Raw genomic sequence first — 18,757 nt, 5'->3', positions numbered from 1 at the left:
TTTTGCTTCTTGTAATCAGCGCAAACGAATCATGGTGAGATTTATGGACAAATGGCTTGGAACTCCCTCCAGTGTGCTTATCCCACGACTGCGGTCGCTTTTGACTGACCTTGAATGCCTAGCGTCACCTGACGACTTTCCTGCTCCTGACGACGCCGTGGTAATTCGCAACTGCATGCTGGCCAAACGGTCTGTGCCTTGCCTCATCGGAGAGATGTCCGGCCACCCGCAAATCAAGGATGGCCCTGGCATCACCAGCGAGCTTTTCTACTTCGACGGAAAGCGGAAATTGGCGAGGACGTTGAGCCGCTGGTACCATTTCCCCCAAGGGCTCCTTGGCTGATCCGATGAGGTACGATCAAATGGACAAAGCTCTCGTTGACAACCTTGACAAGTTCATCTTCAAACTGCAGGGAGTTTCTGATCAACTAAAGAGCGCTCGCACTGGCGAGTTTCGCCGGTCTAAGCGTAACAACGCGGCGATTGCCAGGAAATCTGCAACTGAATACTTGTCGTACTGCTCTCTTGTCAGGCTCTTCCGCAAAAATATCGGTTGCCTCTCCGAGCCCTCTTGTGTCGCGATCTTCAGTGTGCCGCGCCGATGGCAGCTTGAAGATGTTCACGAAGCGGCAAAGTTCATCCTCAAAGGTGAAAAGGGGGTAAAACTCTGTGTCCACCCAACATCGAAACATCGGCGAGGTTGGGAAGTCGACCCCGCCGAGCTTTTTTCATCCGGCGAGAAGCTGATTATCTTTACCCATGAAGGCTCAGCTGTTCATGAGGATTTCGAACTTGCGGCTACAGTTTGTGACCAGCTTCAAACTTGTGACGTCACGCACCTTAGAGCATTGAGCCATTTACGAGGGTGTGGAAGCCTGTCGGAACGAGAGGCGGCGGTGATTGCTGCGCAACCATCCGAGCGCATGGAAGCTATCTTCCGACCCAAACGATCCGCTGCCAGCGCGGCTGCGAAACTGGTTTCCGCAAAACGGCAAGATGGTTCTGGTCAAGCTCGGCACCTTGACGTTCAGAGAGGGTTTGGCGAGGCCAGCACTTGGGCCGAAACATTGAAGCGCGATCTGGATGATTGGAGGCAGGGTCGTCTTCCGTGGTCTGAAATAGATAAAGGATGCTTGTTTTTTGGCCCAACGGGCACGGGGAAAACCCGCTTCGCGGCCGCGCTCGCGGCTGACTGCAGTATGCATCTTGAGGCTGCCTCGGTTGCGCAATGGCAGAGTTTTAAAGATGGTGATCTCGGTGATTTGCTCAAAGCAATGTACAAAGCCTTCGATGCAGCAAAGGAAAACGCTCCCTCATTGCTTTTCATCGACGAATTCGACGCCATCGGTGACCGTGCAAAATTCCCATCGCGGCATGAGACCTACTCGACGACAGTCGTCAACGCCTTGCTTGAATGCCTTGACGGGATCGTTGATCGCGAGGGCGTCATCGTAATTGGTGCCTGCAATTTCCCGGAACGAATTGACCCGGCGCTACTGCGGAGCGGACGTTTGGAAAAGCATATCCACTTCCCAATGCCCGACGCTGCATCTCGGGCGGAGATTTTAGCTTTTCACTTGCCGACTTTGGCCGCCGAGGCATCTTTAAAAGAAATCGGTACTCGGCTGCCAGGCAAAAGCGGAGCCGATCTTGAAAGACTGGGGCGCGAAGCACGCCGGAGGGCAAGGCGAGAAAAAAGGGACGTCACCATCCTGGACCTGAAGGCGGTGATACGCCCAACGCCTCCACTCGACGCGAAGACCCTTTACCGTGTGGCGGTGCACGAGGCGGGGCATGCCGTTATCGCCCGCGCGTTGCTGCTCGGTAAGGTCGAACACGTCGAAATCTATGACAACGTAGAAAGCTTCGCGTCACTTGTAGATTCACACGGCACAACGTTGACCAAATTCCACCCGTCCGAATTCGTCACCCGGTGGGATACGATGAAGATGATAACGTACAACTTGGCTGGCGCTGCAGCCGAAGACCTCGTTTTCGGGCATCGTGCAAATTGGTCCTCCGGAACCAAGGAAAGTGACTTGGCCGTTGCAACCCAATTGGCAGTGCAAATGGTGGCTGAACACGCTTTCGGAGACTCATTGTTTTTCCTGCCAGGTTCCATCGACAGATCGAACGCCGCCAAGCTCTGGGAAGACCTACCTTTGAGGGAGGAGGTAGGTGAAATCCTTCGCGAACAGCATCAACGAGCAAAAGAGATACTCGACGGGCTGAAGCCGAGCCTACTGAAAATTGCTGACGCCCTGGTCGAGCAAAAGCGTTTGGACGCAAGGCAGCTGGAGGCTTACTGGCCACGCGGCACGAAAACTCCGGCAGCAGCAAATCATTAGCTGCTGCCCTCCCCTGACCCACCACAAGGTTTCGACCGAAGAAGAAGGCCGCTTGGCATGCCGGGCGTAAGGGACCAGCTATGCGAGCTTGGATCATCAGTGACATTCACCTATCCGCGATGGACAGGTTTTGGGGAAGCCACCTGAAGATGCCGGATGCAGACCTGTGCATCTGTGCCGGTGATGTCTCCGACGAAATCGATAAAACGATCAGATACCTCCAAAACGTCATTTCTCCAAAAATGCCGGTCGTAGTCGTTCTAGGAAATCATGATTATTTCGGGGTAAGCATTGAGTACGCACTCGAAAAGGCACGTCGTGCGGTGGAGAATTCCAACGTTCACCTCCTTGAAAACGACAGCGTGGAGATCGGAGGGTGCCGCTTTATTGGAGCGACCCTTTGGACTGATTTCGCTGTCGAGATTGGCGGAGATGAGCACCTGTCGCCCGAGGAGCGCCGCACCCACGCTTTCCAGAACGCTCCTGGCTACATGCTCGATTTCCACCTGATTTTCCGCTCAGACGAAAGAAAGCCAGGCCAGACCGGATCAGTTACAGTTCGGGAAATCTATCGCCGTCACAAGGAAAGCCGAGCGTATATCGATCAAGAATTATCGAAGTCTCACGCAGCTCGAACAATCGTAATTTCACACCACGCACCGTTGCCCGACAGTTTGGATGCGCGTTTCTACGGCAATGTTACAAACGCCTGTTTCGGAAGCGATTTGTCGAGTTTGATCACGCTCCGGCGGCCGTCGATTTGGATACACGGCCACATTCACCGTGCACGAGACTACATGTTTGGCAGCACCAGAATTCTCTGCAACCCGAGAGGAAATGCGACAGAACAAGAGTCGAATGGTTTTCGTCCAGGGTTTGTCATCGACCTCTGCCCCTAACGCCGGACTGCGGTCCGGGTAAGGGTCGCCAAGTCATGGTGCTGAGGCAATGGCAACATGATACCAGTCCACCAGTTTCGCCTTGCTGGCGAGGGAACAATATTTAGAAAATTTACGGATATCTTCAGGCTGAATGCGCATGCCGCACACAAACGCGTTCAAGGCAACGCGAAACAAATCTCCCAGGCTGTGCCACCACTTTCAGCCCTACACCTCGCTAGGAGCTGTAGAGGTCCACCCCGCTCGAAAATGGCAAATCCGATTTAGCCTGCAATCGGAGCACTACGCGCCTGTATGAAGGCTGCCAACGTATTTTCTATAAATGTTCTCAGCGAATTCGGGCTTCGCGCACGAGGAGCCGCAACTACCATCACGTTATTAACGCCCAGGGTAAGCTTTGGTCGCGGAGGATTTTGGTAGGCTTGTACGATCTGGTCTATCCGTCCGTGACAATCATTTGCAATGGCCGTTAGGAACCAGACAAGATATTTCCCTCGTGTTAAATTCCTTGGTCCATTTGCTGCGCGAAAACCTTCCTCCATCGCATCCCTCTGCTGCGCCGAAGCAGCCTCGGCCCCTACGCATTGACAAAGTCTGTCGATCTTCTGATCGACGGTTTGCCGATCATCGGTCGATGTTATCTGGCCATCTACCACGCGAATTACCGATCCAAGGTCAAAATTATTAAGATTGGCTCTGACCTTATCTCGACGCCAAATCCCAATTTGCGCCATAACTGGTGATAAAAGCTCCTGGAACGCTTCAAGTTGTTGGTCAAAATGATGCAGCAGTTGATCGCGCTCTTGGGGTGTCCAATCGACAACATTGTGAACCTCTTCAAGTAGGCGGGCGAAAACGTCTCTCGTGACTATCGAATTTTCTACCGAATACCCGTCAGTCACGTACACGTTCTCAGGGTACGCTATCTCAGGATTGAGGAAATGCACCAAATCTCTGTCGACAAAAAAAACGATCTGTCTTCGCGAAAACCTGGTCCAGTCGAACGCCGCTTCGGTATCCAACACTTTCTTTCGATTGCCCGATGCAAGAAATTCGATTGACCAATCCTCAGGGATGAACCGCTCGACCAGGCTTCGATAGTACGAGGGGTCTTCTTTTCCTTCGACGAAACCATAGACACTTTTTCTCATGACATCATAGCGAAGAAGGAACTCATGATACGCTTCGTCAACCTGCGCCAGCGCTGCCGCATGCACTTCAAGCATCGTCATTCAATATTGCCCCAATCCGCGCCGCTTACGAACTCTCCCAACGCGTGCGCATGCTTCCTTAATTCGTTGTCGTAGATAAACGGTGAATGTGTCACTGCGACCATACCCGCACAAAACGAGGCGTTGTGAATATCCATTAGAAACCGCCTTTGCCACGGAACGGAAAGTGATAACTCCGGCTCGTCGATCAAAACGAAATATTTTTGTCGCCCTGAAAGATATAAGTGACTGAAGAGGGATACTATTTGCTTCTCTCCAGAACTCAGGTCAGACAATTGAACTTCGGCTTTATCTCGCTTGGATGTAATATTGAAGGAAATATCGCGAGTAGAATATGTAAACGACTTGTCTACAATGTAAGTTGAACACAACTCACAAAATTCAGATATAGAGCGTTCCCTATTCTGTAAATCTCGCTGAAACCGAATGAGTTTCGAGAAGTAATGATAGATGATCTGCTCATGCTCGGAGGGCACGTTCGAAGTGGTCTTAGCGGAGCGAATGACGTCTCTAAGGCGCTTCTTATGCTGCGCACTCAAAATTGTACTGTCAATTCGATTAAGTATGTTATCGATATTTTCATCTGATGCATTTTCGATTTCATGGCGGTCTACAGACTTATAGCTTTGACTAACAACATCGCCAAGGTAACTTACGCTGAGGCGCGTGGCCTCGACCAGCTGGAAATCACGTATCTCGCCCAATGCTCGGTTTATCGATTTCTTGACATCGTTCATGCCGAATTCGACAAGTTCGACGTAGTCCCTGGCATCTTCCTGCTGCTGTCTAGCTATCGCGGCAGGACTACGTCGTTCATCAGGATCATATCCGCTGAGAATGCTGCTTAGCTCGCGCTCAATTCTTCGGTATGTAGGAAGATAAAGAATTTGCGCTTGAAGCGTATTGGCAACCTCCTCTTGGAGTGCGAGCAGATTGTCCATCCGCTCGCCACGTTCTCTGAACAATTCGATTTGTTGCGAGGGCAACGTAATACCCATGTGCTTGGCATACGCGGAGAATAATGCCTCAGCCTCGGCGAACCGACCCAACTCTATAGCCTCATTGATCCTGCGCCTCTGACTCGCTGGAAAGCGACTAAGGGTTCGCGGATCAACAAGGAGATTAGTAATACTCAATACGTCTTCGTGCGACACATGAAACGTCTTGCCATCGAGAGTGGCTGAGATGCTGTCAAACTCGAACTCAGCAAGATTTGACCACCTTCCCGAAAGAAAATAGAAAAGCATCCGCAAGAATGTGGTCTTGCCGGACCCGTTCTCGCCCACCAGAATCAGCGTGTTAGAATGGAGTTTTGCTGATACGGACTTGCTGCCACGCAATCCATTTATCACAAATTTGGTGAATTCCGCGTTGCTGTTCATTGATCAGTCGATGTCCTATTAACTCGAACCAATTCCAATCATGAGTTGAGGTGCCCTTCAAGCGAGGACTGCGCATCTGGAAAAAAAAAGGATGCTTCACGCAAGCCGCTGTGTTTCAGCGTTTTGCGCTGACGGGAACGGCATCACCCCAAGATGCCTTTCCGCTCGTTTGAAGCCGGAATATTTCCCATATTCCGATGCTCCTCTATGATCTTCGCATAGGGGTCGACCTGTTCCACGAAGTCAGCGCCAAATATCTTGCGTCGCAGGCATTCGGTAACGACCGAATCCATATCTGAAATGGGGTCCTCGCCGTAGCCGGAGTAGTATCTCGCATACTTGCTGGATTCGTAGACATCGGGTGCACCTCCGTGGATCACTGATCCGCGCAGTTTCATGAGAAGGCTCAGGCGATCCCATTCCACCTGTTCTCCAAGCAAATCCCTTACGCCTTTGATCACTGACTCCGTAGCAGCGCCCTGATCACCCAGTAGGGAATCCAGCGCCATGCATGTGATGGGGAAGCGTTCAGCATCCTCCAGGAACCAAGCCCGATAGTAATACTGCAAGGCTTTAATCTGCCGGACGTCAGCGTCAGCATTCGATTCGAGTTTCTTATCTAATATCCGTAACCAAGCGTGATCGGCTTTTTGTAAGATTACATCCTGTCCAAGGGCCGGTGTAGCTGGATCAGAAAAGTTCAGTGTGTAACCTGTGTCTGTCAGCGCACATTTTCCACCGAACATCTCTCTGCCGGTAAACTGATATCGATAGGGGGCTCGAACTGACAGAGCGACCGCTCCCAGGATGGCTGACCGCAATTTGCTCCCGGTGCCCGCGTGAGGGACGCGAACCACGAGCCACGAGTTTGGAATCTCTTTTTTGGAGTGCTTCTCGGCGAACGGCGGGAACTGATTTGGAACTAAAATTGGGCGAAATTTTTCGGGCAACACCGTCCCTCGGGCGAGCCCGTCAGGGCTCACCGCGCAGAAGACCTTGCCCTCGAAATCGTCTTCAACTTTCACCGGTATGATGGGAAAGATGGTGGGGATCATCTTCGGTGCGAACAATGACGACTGAGCGAGCGCCTCGGCAAGAGCCTCAACTTTCTCCTTCGGCGCATTCTCCAAGAGGGACCCCTCGACCTGTTTCAATATCATGGCGTCGCCCACCAAATTGAAATGGTCCACAACGAAGTTCCTGAGGTCGGACTGGACCTCCGACAATGATATGTGCCGATAGAATGAAGGGCCGTCTCGTCTCAGGATGACAGCAGCTTCAACCAAGAGCGAGTGCCTGAAGAACAATGTAATGGATATACCGCCAGAAAACGGATTTCCGCGCCGCGCGTTCAACATGAACGAGGTTCGCATGCCGTCGTCACCGACGGTCTGATAGACCGAAGCTAGTGCCTTCAGTACAACTTCTCTCTGAAGCTTGGATACGGGCATTCCTCAACTCCAAATCCAACTGTGTATCGCGGGCTCAGAGATGCCCTCGGTGCTCCTGCCTATGCAGTCGACAACCATTCGCATCTCGTTACCGATTTCCGCAGACCACCAAGTCCTCAAAGATCGGACAGCCGTTCATGCATGAGGATTGATGCCCGCAACCAGCACAGCGGTTCGAGCTGAAATAGTCTCGGAAGGACTTCATATTCGGCGAATTCTTCCAGATGTCCTCTAAGGTGTTTTCAGCCGTCAGTTTATCGCCCGCCGCAAGCCCGCCCTGGAACGAGCACGGGTGAACCTGCATGTCCTCCGACACATAGAGCGAGAACCTTCCGGCATCGCATGCATCGACAACTGTCGAGCTTGTTTTAGTGCGGGCGAAAACCCCGCTCACACAGCAGGCGTCAAACCCAACCTTCAGCTTGCATTCCTTCGAGGTCGCCAGCTTGAAAAACTCGTCGAGGCGGTCGCTGTTTCGAAGCAAGTTGGCCTCGAACACTTTTCGCCCGGATGGCTTGTAGTTCAGGAAGACGAGAGCGTTTATTCCTCGCAGGAATTCGGGCGGCTCGGTCATCCACTGGATTGCTGTGTCCACACTGCTTGCATCCAGGATGTAGTGAATGTTCGTCTTTATTCCGAAGGCGGCGAGAAGCCGGATCGTGGACGTCGTCTCATCGTAAGGCGGATAAGCTGAGACGGCGACCGCGCCACAGAATGATTTGGTGGCTTCCAAAATCTCGTCGGTCAGGCCTCTGCCATTGGTCGTATAATTCGGAACGATCCGGCGCTCGTGCGTGTATCGGAGTATCTCGATAAAATCAGGATGCTGGTTCGGATTGCCACCGCCAAGTGCGACCTGGAAAGTCCCCATTCGAGCAGCGGCATCGATCACACTCTTGTAATCGTCGAGCTTCATGTGATGCCCAGACTTTGTGGAACTCTTGTAACAGAACGCGCAGCCCTTATCGCACCAGTTTGTGATCGATATGTCCATGAGTTCTGGACCATGCGGCGACCAGAATGGCTCCGGCTTACCCTTGTCTTCGACACGAGCAAAGAAACCGGTTTTCGCGTTAAAAAACGTCGAGTAGCCTTCGTCTTGGTAGCGGTTCATCCGAAGCATGGAGATCACCAGTAGCTGGGGTAAGCGTTGATAAACATCTTGTCCGTATCGATTTCAAACATCTCCATGCAAAGGATCGACTCAGCCAATGCGCCGTCGCTGCTTAAGCCGCCACGAATAACGGGTTTGCCGTCCTTGAGAGCAATCGCGACACGTTCCAGGACCTCTGGGGTTAGATCGAAATCACGGCTTGAGGAAGCCTGAGCAATGTCCTCAATTCGTTCACCGCGTTCAATCGAACTGTTCAGCTCCTCAAACATGGCCACGAAAAGTCCGCTCAATGGCCCCTCGTTTGAAGCGCCAATGGCTTCAAGGAAATTTTCCTTGGTGAATTCCTGGTCGGAAATGTATATGAAAGAAGTCGATGAACTGTTCGACACGAAATCCATTTTAATTTTCACGTCCGGCTCTCCACTTTTCCAAGACTTCCAACACGGTGTCGAGATAGGTCCCGCCTTGAAAATCATCGACCATTTGAGGAAGGTTGGTGATGCGAAATATATGAGTTTGGTCTAGGTCGGCTTCCTCGAAGCGTTCACCGTGAACCATCGCAAGATAATAACGAAGGGTGGGGTACTCGACGCAGTAGTAGCGACGATATTCTTCTTTGAGATCGAGCGATCCCACGAAAAACGCATCATAAACATACTTGGTAAGCTGAGCGGCAAGGCCACCCGGCTTTACTGAAAGAATTTCGAGAAACTCCGATAGCGATGGCGGCGTGGGGAATGGCAGAAATAATTTCGCTTCCTTCATTTGGATTTTCCCACAAACGCATCGATTGATTTTGCGAAAGTTGAAATGTCCGATGAGCGTGCGTTCTCGACAAACGCGAAGCAAGCTGCATTCTTACCCCGCCCCTTGATTTGCTCCAACTCGGATTCGACTTCGAACCGTAGCCCATAATCGGCTAAGAATGCGAGCTGTATAATAAAGATCAAATAGAGGTCTTCGCCGTCATCTGGTGTCGGGTTTTCCAGCCAGGCCCTTAGGAAGTCCTTGATGGGGTCCTCTCCCCACGTTCGTGCAGACGCCTGAGTTCTAAACATGGCAAACAGCAGGTTCTCTGCGTCTGGATCATCAACTAAATTGATATGCTCGACGAGCAACCGTCTATTTAGCAAGCGGTCGGAACTGTCGTTGTTGAAAAGGAAGACTGCAACTCTTGCGAGAACGTGCTTGTCGCCGTTGACATCAAGATACTGGATTACACGTTCGACGTCGTCTTCAGTTTGAAGTTCGTGAGGCAGGGTCGCAATTGCGTGAGAATAATGCTCATCAAAACTTTTGGCATCCTCGCATTGCTTCAGAATGAAATCGTCTTTCGACTGCCGTGCAATCAGATAGACGTACTTAAAAACGCCTTCGTAGATTGGAAGCGGCTCCAAGCTAGCAAATATACTGCAAAATGCTGAGGAGTCCGTTTTCGCCAAATCTTTCACGAGGTAGGTGGCAATTATAAAGTCTCGAAGCTCGTCGTAGGTGAAGGAAATCGTCTCATCGAGCATCGTATCCAGCGTCTTTTCAGACGGCTCACGTCTGAGAATTATATCCTCCGAGACAAGGCGCTCTACGATCTCTTGTTGCTCTACCGTGTAACCACCGATGTTGATATTGTGAAAGCAATTGTCGGAAAGCATGTGCTGTGCGATCCGATAAAGAGACGGAAGGAGTTCCTTCTTCAATTGTTTCGGTAGACTCTCTCCCTTGCGAAGAAGGTAATCCTGGTACAGCTGGATTTTGTAGATGTCCGAAATATAGCCTTTGTCTTTCCCCTCATTCAGATCGCAGAAAATCCTCATCATCAGAAGGTCGCTTTTCAGAAAGCTTGCTGCGCTCCTGGAAAGCTCAATCTTTATCTGAAAGTGCTTTAAGTAGGAGCGAAGCATCCTGCGGAGGCTTTCGTCCGACATCTCTGCCTTCAGGTCTTCGATCCGCAGAATAAAATCGGAAAATGGCTCGCTTAGAAGAGATGAGAATTTGCTGTCAAAAAACTCTGTTCGGCAGGTGATGATCGTTTTGATGAATTCGAACTGACTGGCAGCATTGAGAAAATCAGAAAGCTCCGAGAGAAAGCTATCCAGTTCCTTTACCTCGTTGATTCCGTCAATCGCGACGATAAACGCCTTATTGATGCCCTTCGAGACCTGGTTGAACAGGTCCAGGACGTCGTAAACGTCGTCGCACTTTGGCAAGAACCTGTTTTGGGAAATGAAAGAGAAAATTCGGTTTGGATGGGGATATTTGTTCAATTCCCGCGCCGGAATAAAGACTGTCGGGATTTCGAACTTCGCGAACTGGTTTTCGACAAGATCGCAGATGAAATTGGTTTTTCCCTGTCCAGCCACACTTGTGATCAGGAGAATCTTGGACTGAGCCTTCTTTATCAGGCCAAGTGCCTCAATGTAGGTCCATTCTGCGTAGCTCGCCATTCCCTCGGTCTTGAGCTTTAAAAGGGATTGCATCGCCTCCTTTTCGGGAGCAATCGCTGGCGTGGATGCAGGATTCTTCGGTGAGTGCCCGAAAGGATTGACGCGCTCAATTTCCGAATCGATCAGCGCCTTCCGCTCCGTTAGATACTCACCGACCTCTTCAATCGAACGAGGAAAGTCATTGTCGGAAAGAGGAATGATGGCGGACGTCAGCGGCGCAATAGCAATTTTCGCAAGCTGCTTGTTCAAATAGGAATAATCGACCTTGCGTATCTCATCTTCGATTTTCCGCCCAAAGAAGGTTGGGTGACCAAAAATTCGGGTCGTTTCCTTGGATTTGATTGGCTCCACATATATCGAAGGAATATATTTTTTTGTATTCTTCTCAATCTCAATCTTCGAGTTGCTGAAGTGAAGGAAGCCTTCCAGGTCGTTCCGGAAACGATTGTAATCGCTGTATCGCTCGAATTCCGCTGTCAGCGCCTCATGCAAAGCCCTCAACTTCTCGATGGGTGCGCCTGCGATGTTCGCCATCAGGTCAGTGTAGTCGATGACGTGAGCATTTACGTTAAAAGCAATCGAATGCTTTTCAACCTCTTCCATTAGCGCCTTGGAAGTATACGACCCTTGCTTCTCGGTGATGACCAGGATGTACAGCTCGTCAAATAACGCCTCAAGCTTATGCTCACGAAATTTCTCAAGCGTATGGATTATTTTCGAGCTGCTTCCATCCGACGTTATCTGGAACGACAATTTTCTAGCGATGCTTCCTAAGTCGACCGAAGGAAAGTTCGCTTTGATTAGGTTTTGATTGTTCAAGTCTGGACAATCGAAAATGATCGAAAGTATCGGGATGAAGAAATTTTCGGCGATCTTATTAATGTCAAAATGATCGGAGGCATTATTACATTTAATGTCCACAACCAGATGGGTAAAATATCGCTTTATCTGATTGAGATATTCCTGGGTGTTCATCTTGGCTGCGTCCGACGATAATTTATTATCACAAAATACGAAAATAGGCGTGCGTCGCCAATGGTCCCGAAACGATTTTCTACAACTTTTACGGCGAGAAACGGAGCCTTCGTCGCCTTCCTGGAGCGCAGACCGAATTCAATGTGGATGCGCTCGGGTTGCCCTTGACCTTCCAAGATGCCTGTCCTCTTGATCTCAACGTGGTTGCGACGGGAAGACCTGCAAATCTATTCCACCCCTAGTATCTCGAAGCAACGAATATAATATTGCTAAAGTTTAACAGCGCTTGATTCGGGTGACTCTTGTTCACAGCCACCGCAGAAACCATCGACGGCCTGCTGCGGCAGGTATATCAGCAGCTCCTTTCCGATGATCAGCGGAACAGACGCGTTTACTCGCGGAAGGGCTTCAGCACGGAAATCTTCGCCGCCCTTCTTGAGCTGAAGAATCCGAGGGCGCGTATCAGTCGCTCAATCGGCCGTTCAAAAATCACCAGCGCCTTGGGCGAAATGTCTTGGTATCTCGCTGGTAGCGACGCCCTTCCTTTCATCAAGCACTACCTCGACCGGTACGACGAGTTTTCAGATGATAAAACGACGCTCAATGGAGCTTATGGCAAGCGGATGTTTGGCATTCGCGGGCGATACAAGGTCGGAGATAAGGTAAAAATCGGTACAGAGTGGCAGCGCGTGATCGATACACTTAAGGAGCGGCCCGGATCGAGAAACGCGACGATCCAGTTGTTTTCCAATGCCGACGTCAGGCGCGGCAGCCTGGATATACCCTGCACCTGCAGCCTGCAGTTTGTTGTTAGGGACGGACTACTGGATTTGGAAGCACATATGCGGTCCAATGATGCCTACCTTGGCCTTCCGCACGACATTTTCTCATTTACAATGTTCCAGGAGATTGCAGCACGCCAACTCGGTTACGAGGTCGGCCATTATTTCCATTCGGTCGGCAGCCTCCACCTCTATGACGACACCGAAGACCTAAAGCCACGAAAGATGGCACAGAGCTATATCAGCGAGCACTATCTTGATGACGTGCCGATGACCCCGATGCCCGCAGGTGACCCTTGGGAAAGCATCCGTAAATTCCTTGGGGTGGAGGAAGCTTTGCGACTTGGGTTACCGGCCACCGACATTCCCGCATCTATGACACCTTATTGGCGCGACCTGGCGGTCATGTTGAAAATCCATGCGAGCTTGGAGGACGCTGAGACAGCGGCCGTGATCAAAACACACATAGAGGACCTCTCTCCAGGGTTCAAAACATTTGCTATCGATAGATTGAAAAAGGTCTTAGGTAGCGATCAGAGCGCCAAAGACTACCTTAGAGGGAAATAGATTTGCAACGCGCACATTACAATCGGCGAGCCCAGCTTGACGCGGCGATCACTGCTTATGAGCAAGCTCATGGCAAACTGGCGGGCCTGTCGACCGCAGCTCGCAAGGATACTTGGCTCGATCAGTTGATCTCCAGCCTGCGTCGGATTGAGTACATCAAGCTGCTGACGACGGCTAAAATCGATCCTTCGCGAGATGACCCCCACGACCATTTGTTCGATCCGATCCGAGCTGCAGCTCGTCTCGGCAAGTTAGGCAAGCGTGACGAGGCTGTGTGGATGGCGTTTGTCGCGACACATTTTGGGAAGCACGTTGTCGACGGATGGAAATTGGCAGCCAATGTCTTTGGTTCGTTCGGCGCGGGGCCTGTTTGGGACGTCGTGACCTACGGCAATAGCCCGGCCGCTTTCAATCAGATGCTGGTTCAAAACCAGGCTGCTCTCGCTGACCCCACCAAATCCGGCAGATATTCGAACCACCGCCAATACCAATCGAAGAAGCCTTCGGCCATTTCGGCGGTGTTCGACACATATTACGATTGGCAGTTCAAGGTCGGCGGCTTCGTGCAACTCATCCAGTCCACTCATCAGCGTGTTGGTCAGAACCCGACGGAGGTCTTTGATGAACTGTACCGCTCGCTGAATGCGGTCCACGGCTTCGGTCGCTTGGGAAAATTCGATTTCCTGACGATGCTATCGAAGCTCGACTTAGCTCCAATCGAAGCAGGAAGCGCCTATATCGTCGGGGCGACCGGCCCACTCTCCGGCGCGAAGCTGCTTTTTTATAACTCAACCACTCACACAGCATCAGCCAGCTCGCTATCACTTCGCGTCGATGGCTTAGACAACTATCTTCAGACCGGCAAACAGGTGATAGAGGACAGCCTCTGCAACTGGCAAAAGTCCCCAGACAAATATATCTACTTTAAAGGGTAATGGTTCAAGCGGATTCAGGAAAGAACGCGTCTTCAGACCATCTGTAGCGATGTTTCATTCTATTCAAGCGACCTGGTGGGAGTGCACCCACCTTTTCCAGCTGGCCGATAATGATACCTGCCGTCACGCCAAGATGTCGGGCGGCCGCTAATATCCTTCTCGGAGCGGGATTCCGCTTCAAATCATCGAGCGCTTCGGGCGAAACCAAAAGGCGCTGCGCGAACTCGTCAGCCTCGTCTTCTTTTGCTGAATTGGTTTCCATCGACGGATTGCTTCCATCGACGTCAATGTGTTCTTCCCCATGCAGCACGACGTGAGCCGCTTCGTGGAAGAAGGTGAACCAGAAGTGGTCCTCCGACAGGTGTCGGAAGCTGAGATGAATGATCGGATGCCGCGAACTCAGAACCCACGATGCTCCACTGGCGCGGCAGCCTTCCGGCGCTCGGGCGGTCGTGACTGCGACACCAACCGCACGGCATGCCTCGATCAGTCGAGGAAGGAATGTTTTCGGATGCTTGAATGCCGATAACCGGCGTAAGCGAGGCAAAAGATCGATAAATGCCTGCCGGTCATATTCTGGCAAGCCTAACCTTTCAGCCTGGCTTTCCCCAGCCCGCAACCATACAAGGGTGGCCATTTCATTTGCTTCGAACGCAAATGAGGTACGGAAAGCAACAACCCCCACGCCTGCCGAATACTTGGCATTCCAGGAAAGAAGGTCATCGCAGCCGAAAAAGCGGAGGACGGAAGCCAAAATGGCGTCCTCTCCACGATTTGCATCGACCCATCCATATTTTCTCATGGAACGGATCGGCAGAGATTTGATCCACTGGGAGACATCACCGCTGTCTGGGGCCAGGCGCGAGAGTTCCTCAACATACGTTTTGTCGCGTGCCAGCCAAAAGCGTGGCGTCGAACCAAGATTCTCTGAAAGAGCCGAGGCCAACTGTCCATCGATCCGGGCACGCCCGTCAATAAGAGCCTGGAGTTGAGTCTCCGAAAGACCAAGTCCTGACGCCATATCGTCGAAAGGTATCTCTTTCGCGTCCATTAGGCGAATGATGGTCGCGCCCGGCGCGGAAGCCCAATTCGGCTCAAAGCTCATACAATGACCTCTTGATCGCGATTTATGTTCCGCAGCAAAACCCGGTGAGCGCTTTGCCAATCATTGTCCAGTGGTTCAACCACCAGGGCAGTCCGATCTCCGATATCAAATGATACCAGAAGACCCTTGTCAGTATCCTGAACGAGCCGGTCCCCGGGAACCTCGCCTAAGAAGTCGGCTTCCCGAAGGTCAGCGATCAAGCCTTGATAGATGCTTGCACGCTGCGGGCCGAGTAGCTGCCGCGCGACCTCGCTGTCCAGCGTCACTTGCCGAATGGCTGTGGATATGTATGTCAATTGCAAATCGGTCTTGCCCAAATGTCACTGAACACGCCTCCCTATCCGATTGTTTACAACCAACATCATGTTGATAGAGGGAATCATCCGCGTACTACAACGACGTTACACTTCGCTCGATTACGATCAACCACCAGTTATGCCCGACAAAAAAATCGCCCCGGCCATATTCGCCAAAATTAGCTATTATTGCTGATCTTCGAAGACCAATTCGAATTGTACACTGGCGCTATCAGAGATCACGAGGCGCATTTTACTTGGTGCAAAATAGTTGCCGCCTGCCAATTCTGGACGTCAGTGCGTGCAACTCAATCTCCGGCTCTTTTAAATTGAAGACAGGGGCTCATTGCCGCCCCTCTGGCGGGCAAGCCCGCCATTCACCGGCTAAGATATTTGCAGTGAATGATTTCCATGCTACCGGTTCCTCACGGTACAGCCGGGGACGGCGATGACCGTGTGAATGATGACGGGCTAGCCGCAAGGCTGGCCCGTTTTCACATCAACCGCTTGCAGGCGAAGATGGAGAGCGACGTCTCGCTCCATTGATACCGGCCGCGAAGTCGCCGTATCCACATATGTCGCTCGCGATCCCAACATGATGACGCGGTCGGTGGCTCGAGTCGTGGACGTGTAGAGCATCGCTCGATCCAGGTTAGCAGCTTTTTGCAGAGGCACCAGAACGTTGGCAAATTGGCTGCCCTGCGCCTTATGAACACTGATGCAATATGCGAGACCCAGCCGGTCCAGTTCAGTTACCGGGATACGGTGTCGGATTCCGTCAAAGGCCACGAGGACACTCTGACCATCAAATCCGGTCACCTGACCCATCGAGCCATTCCAAAGACGGCGGTCGTAATCGTTCACAAGCCAGATACACGGGTCCCCAACCGCAAATCCAAATTGGCTCTGCTGGCCTCGTTCCCTGTTCCTTTGATGGAAGCGCTGATTGATGGCATCAATACCGGCCGCGCCGCCGTACGTCGCTGCGACTATCTGGACCTCTTCGTTGGCAAGATCGTGCAGCACGTCTTCCAGGCGGGCGAGCATCTGATGAGGATCAGCGCTGAGGAAGGAGCAGCCCTTCGCGCCAGCGGCATATTCGGCGAGCCTTTCGGGACGACCTTCGCGGATCGAGACCGACACCTGCGGGATGCCGGTGGCCTCCGAAGCCCGAAGTATCTTCGTAAGCTCGACCTTCGGCACGGCATTCTCCAGAACGAGCCGATGAAGCGTAAGGCCGAACCCGATGGGCGGAAGCTGCGCGGTATCGCCAACCAACAGCAATGGAGCGTTGTCCGGAAGGTAAAACAGAATGCGGTATAGCGTCGGCAAATCCAGCATCGACGCTTCGTCTATTATAATGAGTGTGTGGCGTCCGACCTCGATCTTGTCATCTGCGGCTGCCCTCAGCCACGAGGCGATTGTCTGTGCTGGTTGACCGGTCAAGGCTGACATTCGGCTTGCAGCCCTTCCGGCGACGGCCAACTGGTAGACCTTCATTCCGAAGTGTCGCGCCGTTGCATTGATCGCCCGTAGCGCGGTGGTCTTCCCCACGCCCGCGCCACCGATGAGGAGCGAGAACGTGTTGGCCATGACCATCTTCACGGCCGCCGCTTGCTCCTCCGTCAGTCGAACCAATGAGCCAAACGACCGCAGGGAGGCATCGACCTGCGCCGCAGGAATTCCATCAAGGAAAAGGTCATTGGTTACAGTTCGAGCAATGTGTCGACGAATTCGGTCCTCGATGTACCGCTCCATGTAGGCGGCACCCGCTGGCTGATAACCCTCGTCAATCGGGATAGCAGCGCCGTCGTGCACGGCACTCTCGACAGCCTTTTCCGCAGCCTGCTGGCTCATGCGCAGCCGCTCGGCCGTCAGTTTGATAAGCTTGGAACCTGAGCACCAGGTATGTTTGCGATCCAGACGATCATAGAGGACACTCTCTACTGCCGCGACCAGCCTTCTCGGATCGTCCTTCGACACGCCTAGCCGAAGAGCAACGTCATCAATCTGCTTCCAGGTGCAGACGGTCAGGAGACGGTACGGATTGTCCAGAATGCTCCGGACGGCCTGATCACCCCAGAAGTCGACAGCCTTTTTGGCGAGCCGGTTGTCGATCCCGTGTTCGTCGAAGAAGACGACGCAATCGGCCGTGGCCTGCTGTGTCCGCCATGCGTCGATGACGATTGCCGCCTGATTGCGATCCAAGACCTCAGCGAGTCGGTCGATGTCCCCATCGCCCAGGATTGCATAGAGATCAGTATTGAAGCGCTCCCAAAGGCGGTTCGCCGTGGCCTTGCCCACGCCGACGAACTCTGGTCGTGATGCCATGAAGTCGATTAGGTGTTTGCCACGGGGGAGTACCGTCAAGGGATCACTCTCTTTCCGGTCGCGGTCGCATGCTCGTACCGTGCCAGACGGCGGCGAAGCTCGTAATTCTCGCTGCGCACCGACGCCAAATGTTGTTCCAACTGCGTAATCCGGGCTTTGTCGGCCGTATCGCGCTTCGGAGTGTCGTTCGGCTCCGATACTTCCTCCGGCGCTTTCTTTTCCTCAAGACCCAGATCGGCGACGCCTTGGACAAGACGTTCGTGGAAGCGCTCATTCTGGGTGAACGTTTCGCGATTGAAACCGCAGGCCGTGGCGACAGCGGTCTTGTTGACCTTGCCACCGCGTGATGGGAGTTTCAGGCCTGCAGCCTTGAGCCGGTCCAGATATTGCTCAAACTTCGCATAATTTTCTGCGCTGACCTGCTGGAAAGGGTTCAAGGTCATCGTTTGCGCCCCGGTTTTGAAGCGGTATTCCGCTCGCTGTGATCGCGGTCAATTCGCGGAAGCGGATGGCTCAGGTCAAATTGCGTCAATCCTCGGCTCCTAGCGTTGTATAACCAGGTCGCGAACCGCTCCAGAAACCGATCCTTCTCCGCTTTCATCAACGCGATCTCGGCCAGAAGGTTTTCGATCCGGTTTTCTGCCGCCACAAGCTCTGGCATCCTGCTGTCGACGCTCGGTTGAGACGCCTTTTTGGCTCGGATACGAAGCCGATCTTTTGCTTGTTTGAATGCCGCGCTAATCAAAGGCTGCTTATCGAGGCCCTGCCGCGTGAAGTCGCGCCCTAGTATCGGGATAACGCGCAGCATAAGAAGCTCCCAGCTTAGCTTTCCCTGCCACGTTGTCAGGAGACCTGTGATCTTATCGACCTCAGAGTCGGTCAGGCGGGCATCGGCCATA

At 52.4% G+C, this 18,757-nt stretch carries 15 protein-coding genes; 4 read left to right on the top strand and 11 right to left on the bottom strand.

Annotated elements, in window-relative coordinates; genetic code table 11:
• Nucleotides 1-362 precede the first annotated feature (362 nt).
• Nucleotides 363-2,348: an AAA family ATPase gene (locus HGP17_RS04425; protein WP_168806269.1), complete on the top strand. Its 1,986-nt coding sequence runs from the start codon at nucleotides 363-365 to the stop codon at nucleotides 2,346-2,348.
• A gap of 80 nt (nucleotides 2,349-2,428) precedes the next feature.
• Nucleotides 2,429-3,247, top strand: coding sequence for a metallophosphoesterase (locus HGP17_RS04420; RefSeq protein ID WP_168806267.1), 819 nt, complete (start codon nucleotides 2,429-2,431; stop codon nucleotides 3,245-3,247).
• A 263-nt stretch (nucleotides 3,248-3,510) separates the two neighbouring features.
• Here HGP17_RS04420 and HGP17_RS04415 read toward each other — a convergent pair whose 3' ends face one another.
• From HGP17_RS04415 to HGP17_RS04385, 7 genes are all read right to left on the bottom strand, one after another.
• Nucleotides 3,511-4,479: a DUF4435 domain-containing protein gene (locus HGP17_RS04415; RefSeq protein ID WP_168806264.1), complete on the bottom strand. Its 969-nt coding sequence runs from the start codon at nucleotides 4,477-4,479 to the stop codon at nucleotides 3,511-3,513.
• Nucleotides 4,476-5,861 carry an AAA family ATPase gene (locus HGP17_RS04410; RefSeq protein ID WP_168806262.1) on the bottom strand — a complete coding sequence of 462 codons (1,386 nt, stop codon included), beginning with the start codon at nucleotides 5,859-5,861 and terminating at the stop codon, nucleotides 4,476-4,478. Before HGP17_RS04410 ends, HGP17_RS04415 begins: the two co-directional genes overlap by 4 nt.
• Nucleotides 5,862-6,004: 143 nt before the next feature.
• Complete coding sequence (locus HGP17_RS04405) at nucleotides 6,005-7,312, bottom strand: hypothetical protein (protein WP_168806260.1); 1,308 nt, start codon at nucleotides 7,310-7,312, stop codon at nucleotides 6,005-6,007.
• An 88-nt stretch (nucleotides 7,313-7,400) separates the two neighbouring features.
• Entirely contained in the window at nucleotides 7,401-8,435 is a 1,035-nt protein-coding gene (locus HGP17_RS04400) for a radical SAM protein (protein WP_168806259.1), read from the bottom strand.
• Between the two features lie 5 nt (nucleotides 8,436-8,440).
• On the bottom strand, nucleotides 8,441-8,836 hold the full coding sequence (locus tag HGP17_RS04395; RefSeq protein WP_168806257.1) for a hypothetical protein: 396 nt from the start codon (nucleotides 8,834-8,836) through the stop codon (nucleotides 8,441-8,443).
• The gene (locus HGP17_RS04390; RefSeq protein ID WP_168806255.1) at nucleotides 8,826-9,191 is read right to left on the bottom strand and encodes a hypothetical protein; all 366 of its coding nucleotides are present in this window, start codon (nucleotides 9,189-9,191) and stop codon (nucleotides 8,826-8,828) included. The genes HGP17_RS04395 and HGP17_RS04390 overlap by 11 nt, the downstream gene beginning before the upstream one ends.
• Complete coding sequence (locus tag HGP17_RS04385; RefSeq protein WP_168806253.1) at nucleotides 9,188-11,842, bottom strand: SMEK domain-containing protein; 2,655 nt, start codon at nucleotides 11,840-11,842, stop codon at nucleotides 9,188-9,190. Before HGP17_RS04385 ends, HGP17_RS04390 begins: the two co-directional genes overlap by 4 nt.
• 302 nt (nucleotides 11,843-12,144) lie before the next feature.
• Between HGP17_RS04385 and HGP17_RS04380 the strand changes: the two genes are divergently transcribed.
• Both HGP17_RS04380 and HGP17_RS04375 read left to right on the top strand, forming a co-directional pair.
• Entirely contained in the window at nucleotides 12,145-13,191 is a 1,047-nt protein-coding gene (locus tag HGP17_RS04380; RefSeq protein ID WP_168806252.1) for a thymidylate synthase, read from the top strand.
• A 2-nt stretch (nucleotides 13,192-13,193) separates the two neighbouring features.
• A complete protein-coding gene (locus HGP17_RS04375) occupies nucleotides 13,194-14,126 on the top strand; it encodes a hypothetical protein (protein ID WP_168806250.1) in 933 nt (310 codons plus the stop codon).
• Between the two features lie 4 nt (nucleotides 14,127-14,130).
• On the opposite strand, the gene HGP17_RS04370 is transcribed toward HGP17_RS04375, so the two are convergent.
• From HGP17_RS04370 to HGP17_RS04355, 4 genes are all read right to left on the bottom strand, one after another.
• A complete protein-coding gene (locus HGP17_RS04370) occupies nucleotides 14,131-15,231 on the bottom strand; it encodes an ImmA/IrrE family metallo-endopeptidase (protein WP_168806248.1) in 1,101 nt (366 codons plus the stop codon).
• 767 nt (nucleotides 15,232-15,998) lie between these two features.
• Nucleotides 15,999-17,897, bottom strand: coding sequence for an AAA family ATPase (locus tag HGP17_RS04365; protein ID WP_168806245.1), 1,899 nt, complete (start codon nucleotides 17,895-17,897; stop codon nucleotides 15,999-16,001).
• Nucleotides 17,894-18,301, bottom strand: a complete 408-nt coding sequence (locus tag HGP17_RS04360; protein WP_168806244.1) for a hypothetical protein — start codon at nucleotides 18,299-18,301, stop codon at nucleotides 17,894-17,896. The genes HGP17_RS04365 and HGP17_RS04360 overlap by 4 nt, the downstream gene beginning before the upstream one ends.
• Complete coding sequence (locus tag HGP17_RS04355; protein ID WP_168806242.1) at nucleotides 18,298-18,756, bottom strand: hypothetical protein; 459 nt, start codon at nucleotides 18,754-18,756, stop codon at nucleotides 18,298-18,300. The genes HGP17_RS04360 and HGP17_RS04355 overlap by 4 nt, the downstream gene beginning before the upstream one ends.
• Nucleotide 18,757: the final 1 nt, after the last annotated feature.

It is taken from the genome of Rhizobium sp. P38BS-XIX (genome assembly GCF_012641435.1).
In the GTDB taxonomy this organism is placed as follows: Bacteria; Pseudomonadota; Alphaproteobacteria; order Rhizobiales; family Rhizobiaceae; genus Rhizobium.
This window is presented reverse-complemented; position numbering and strand designations above follow the sequence as displayed.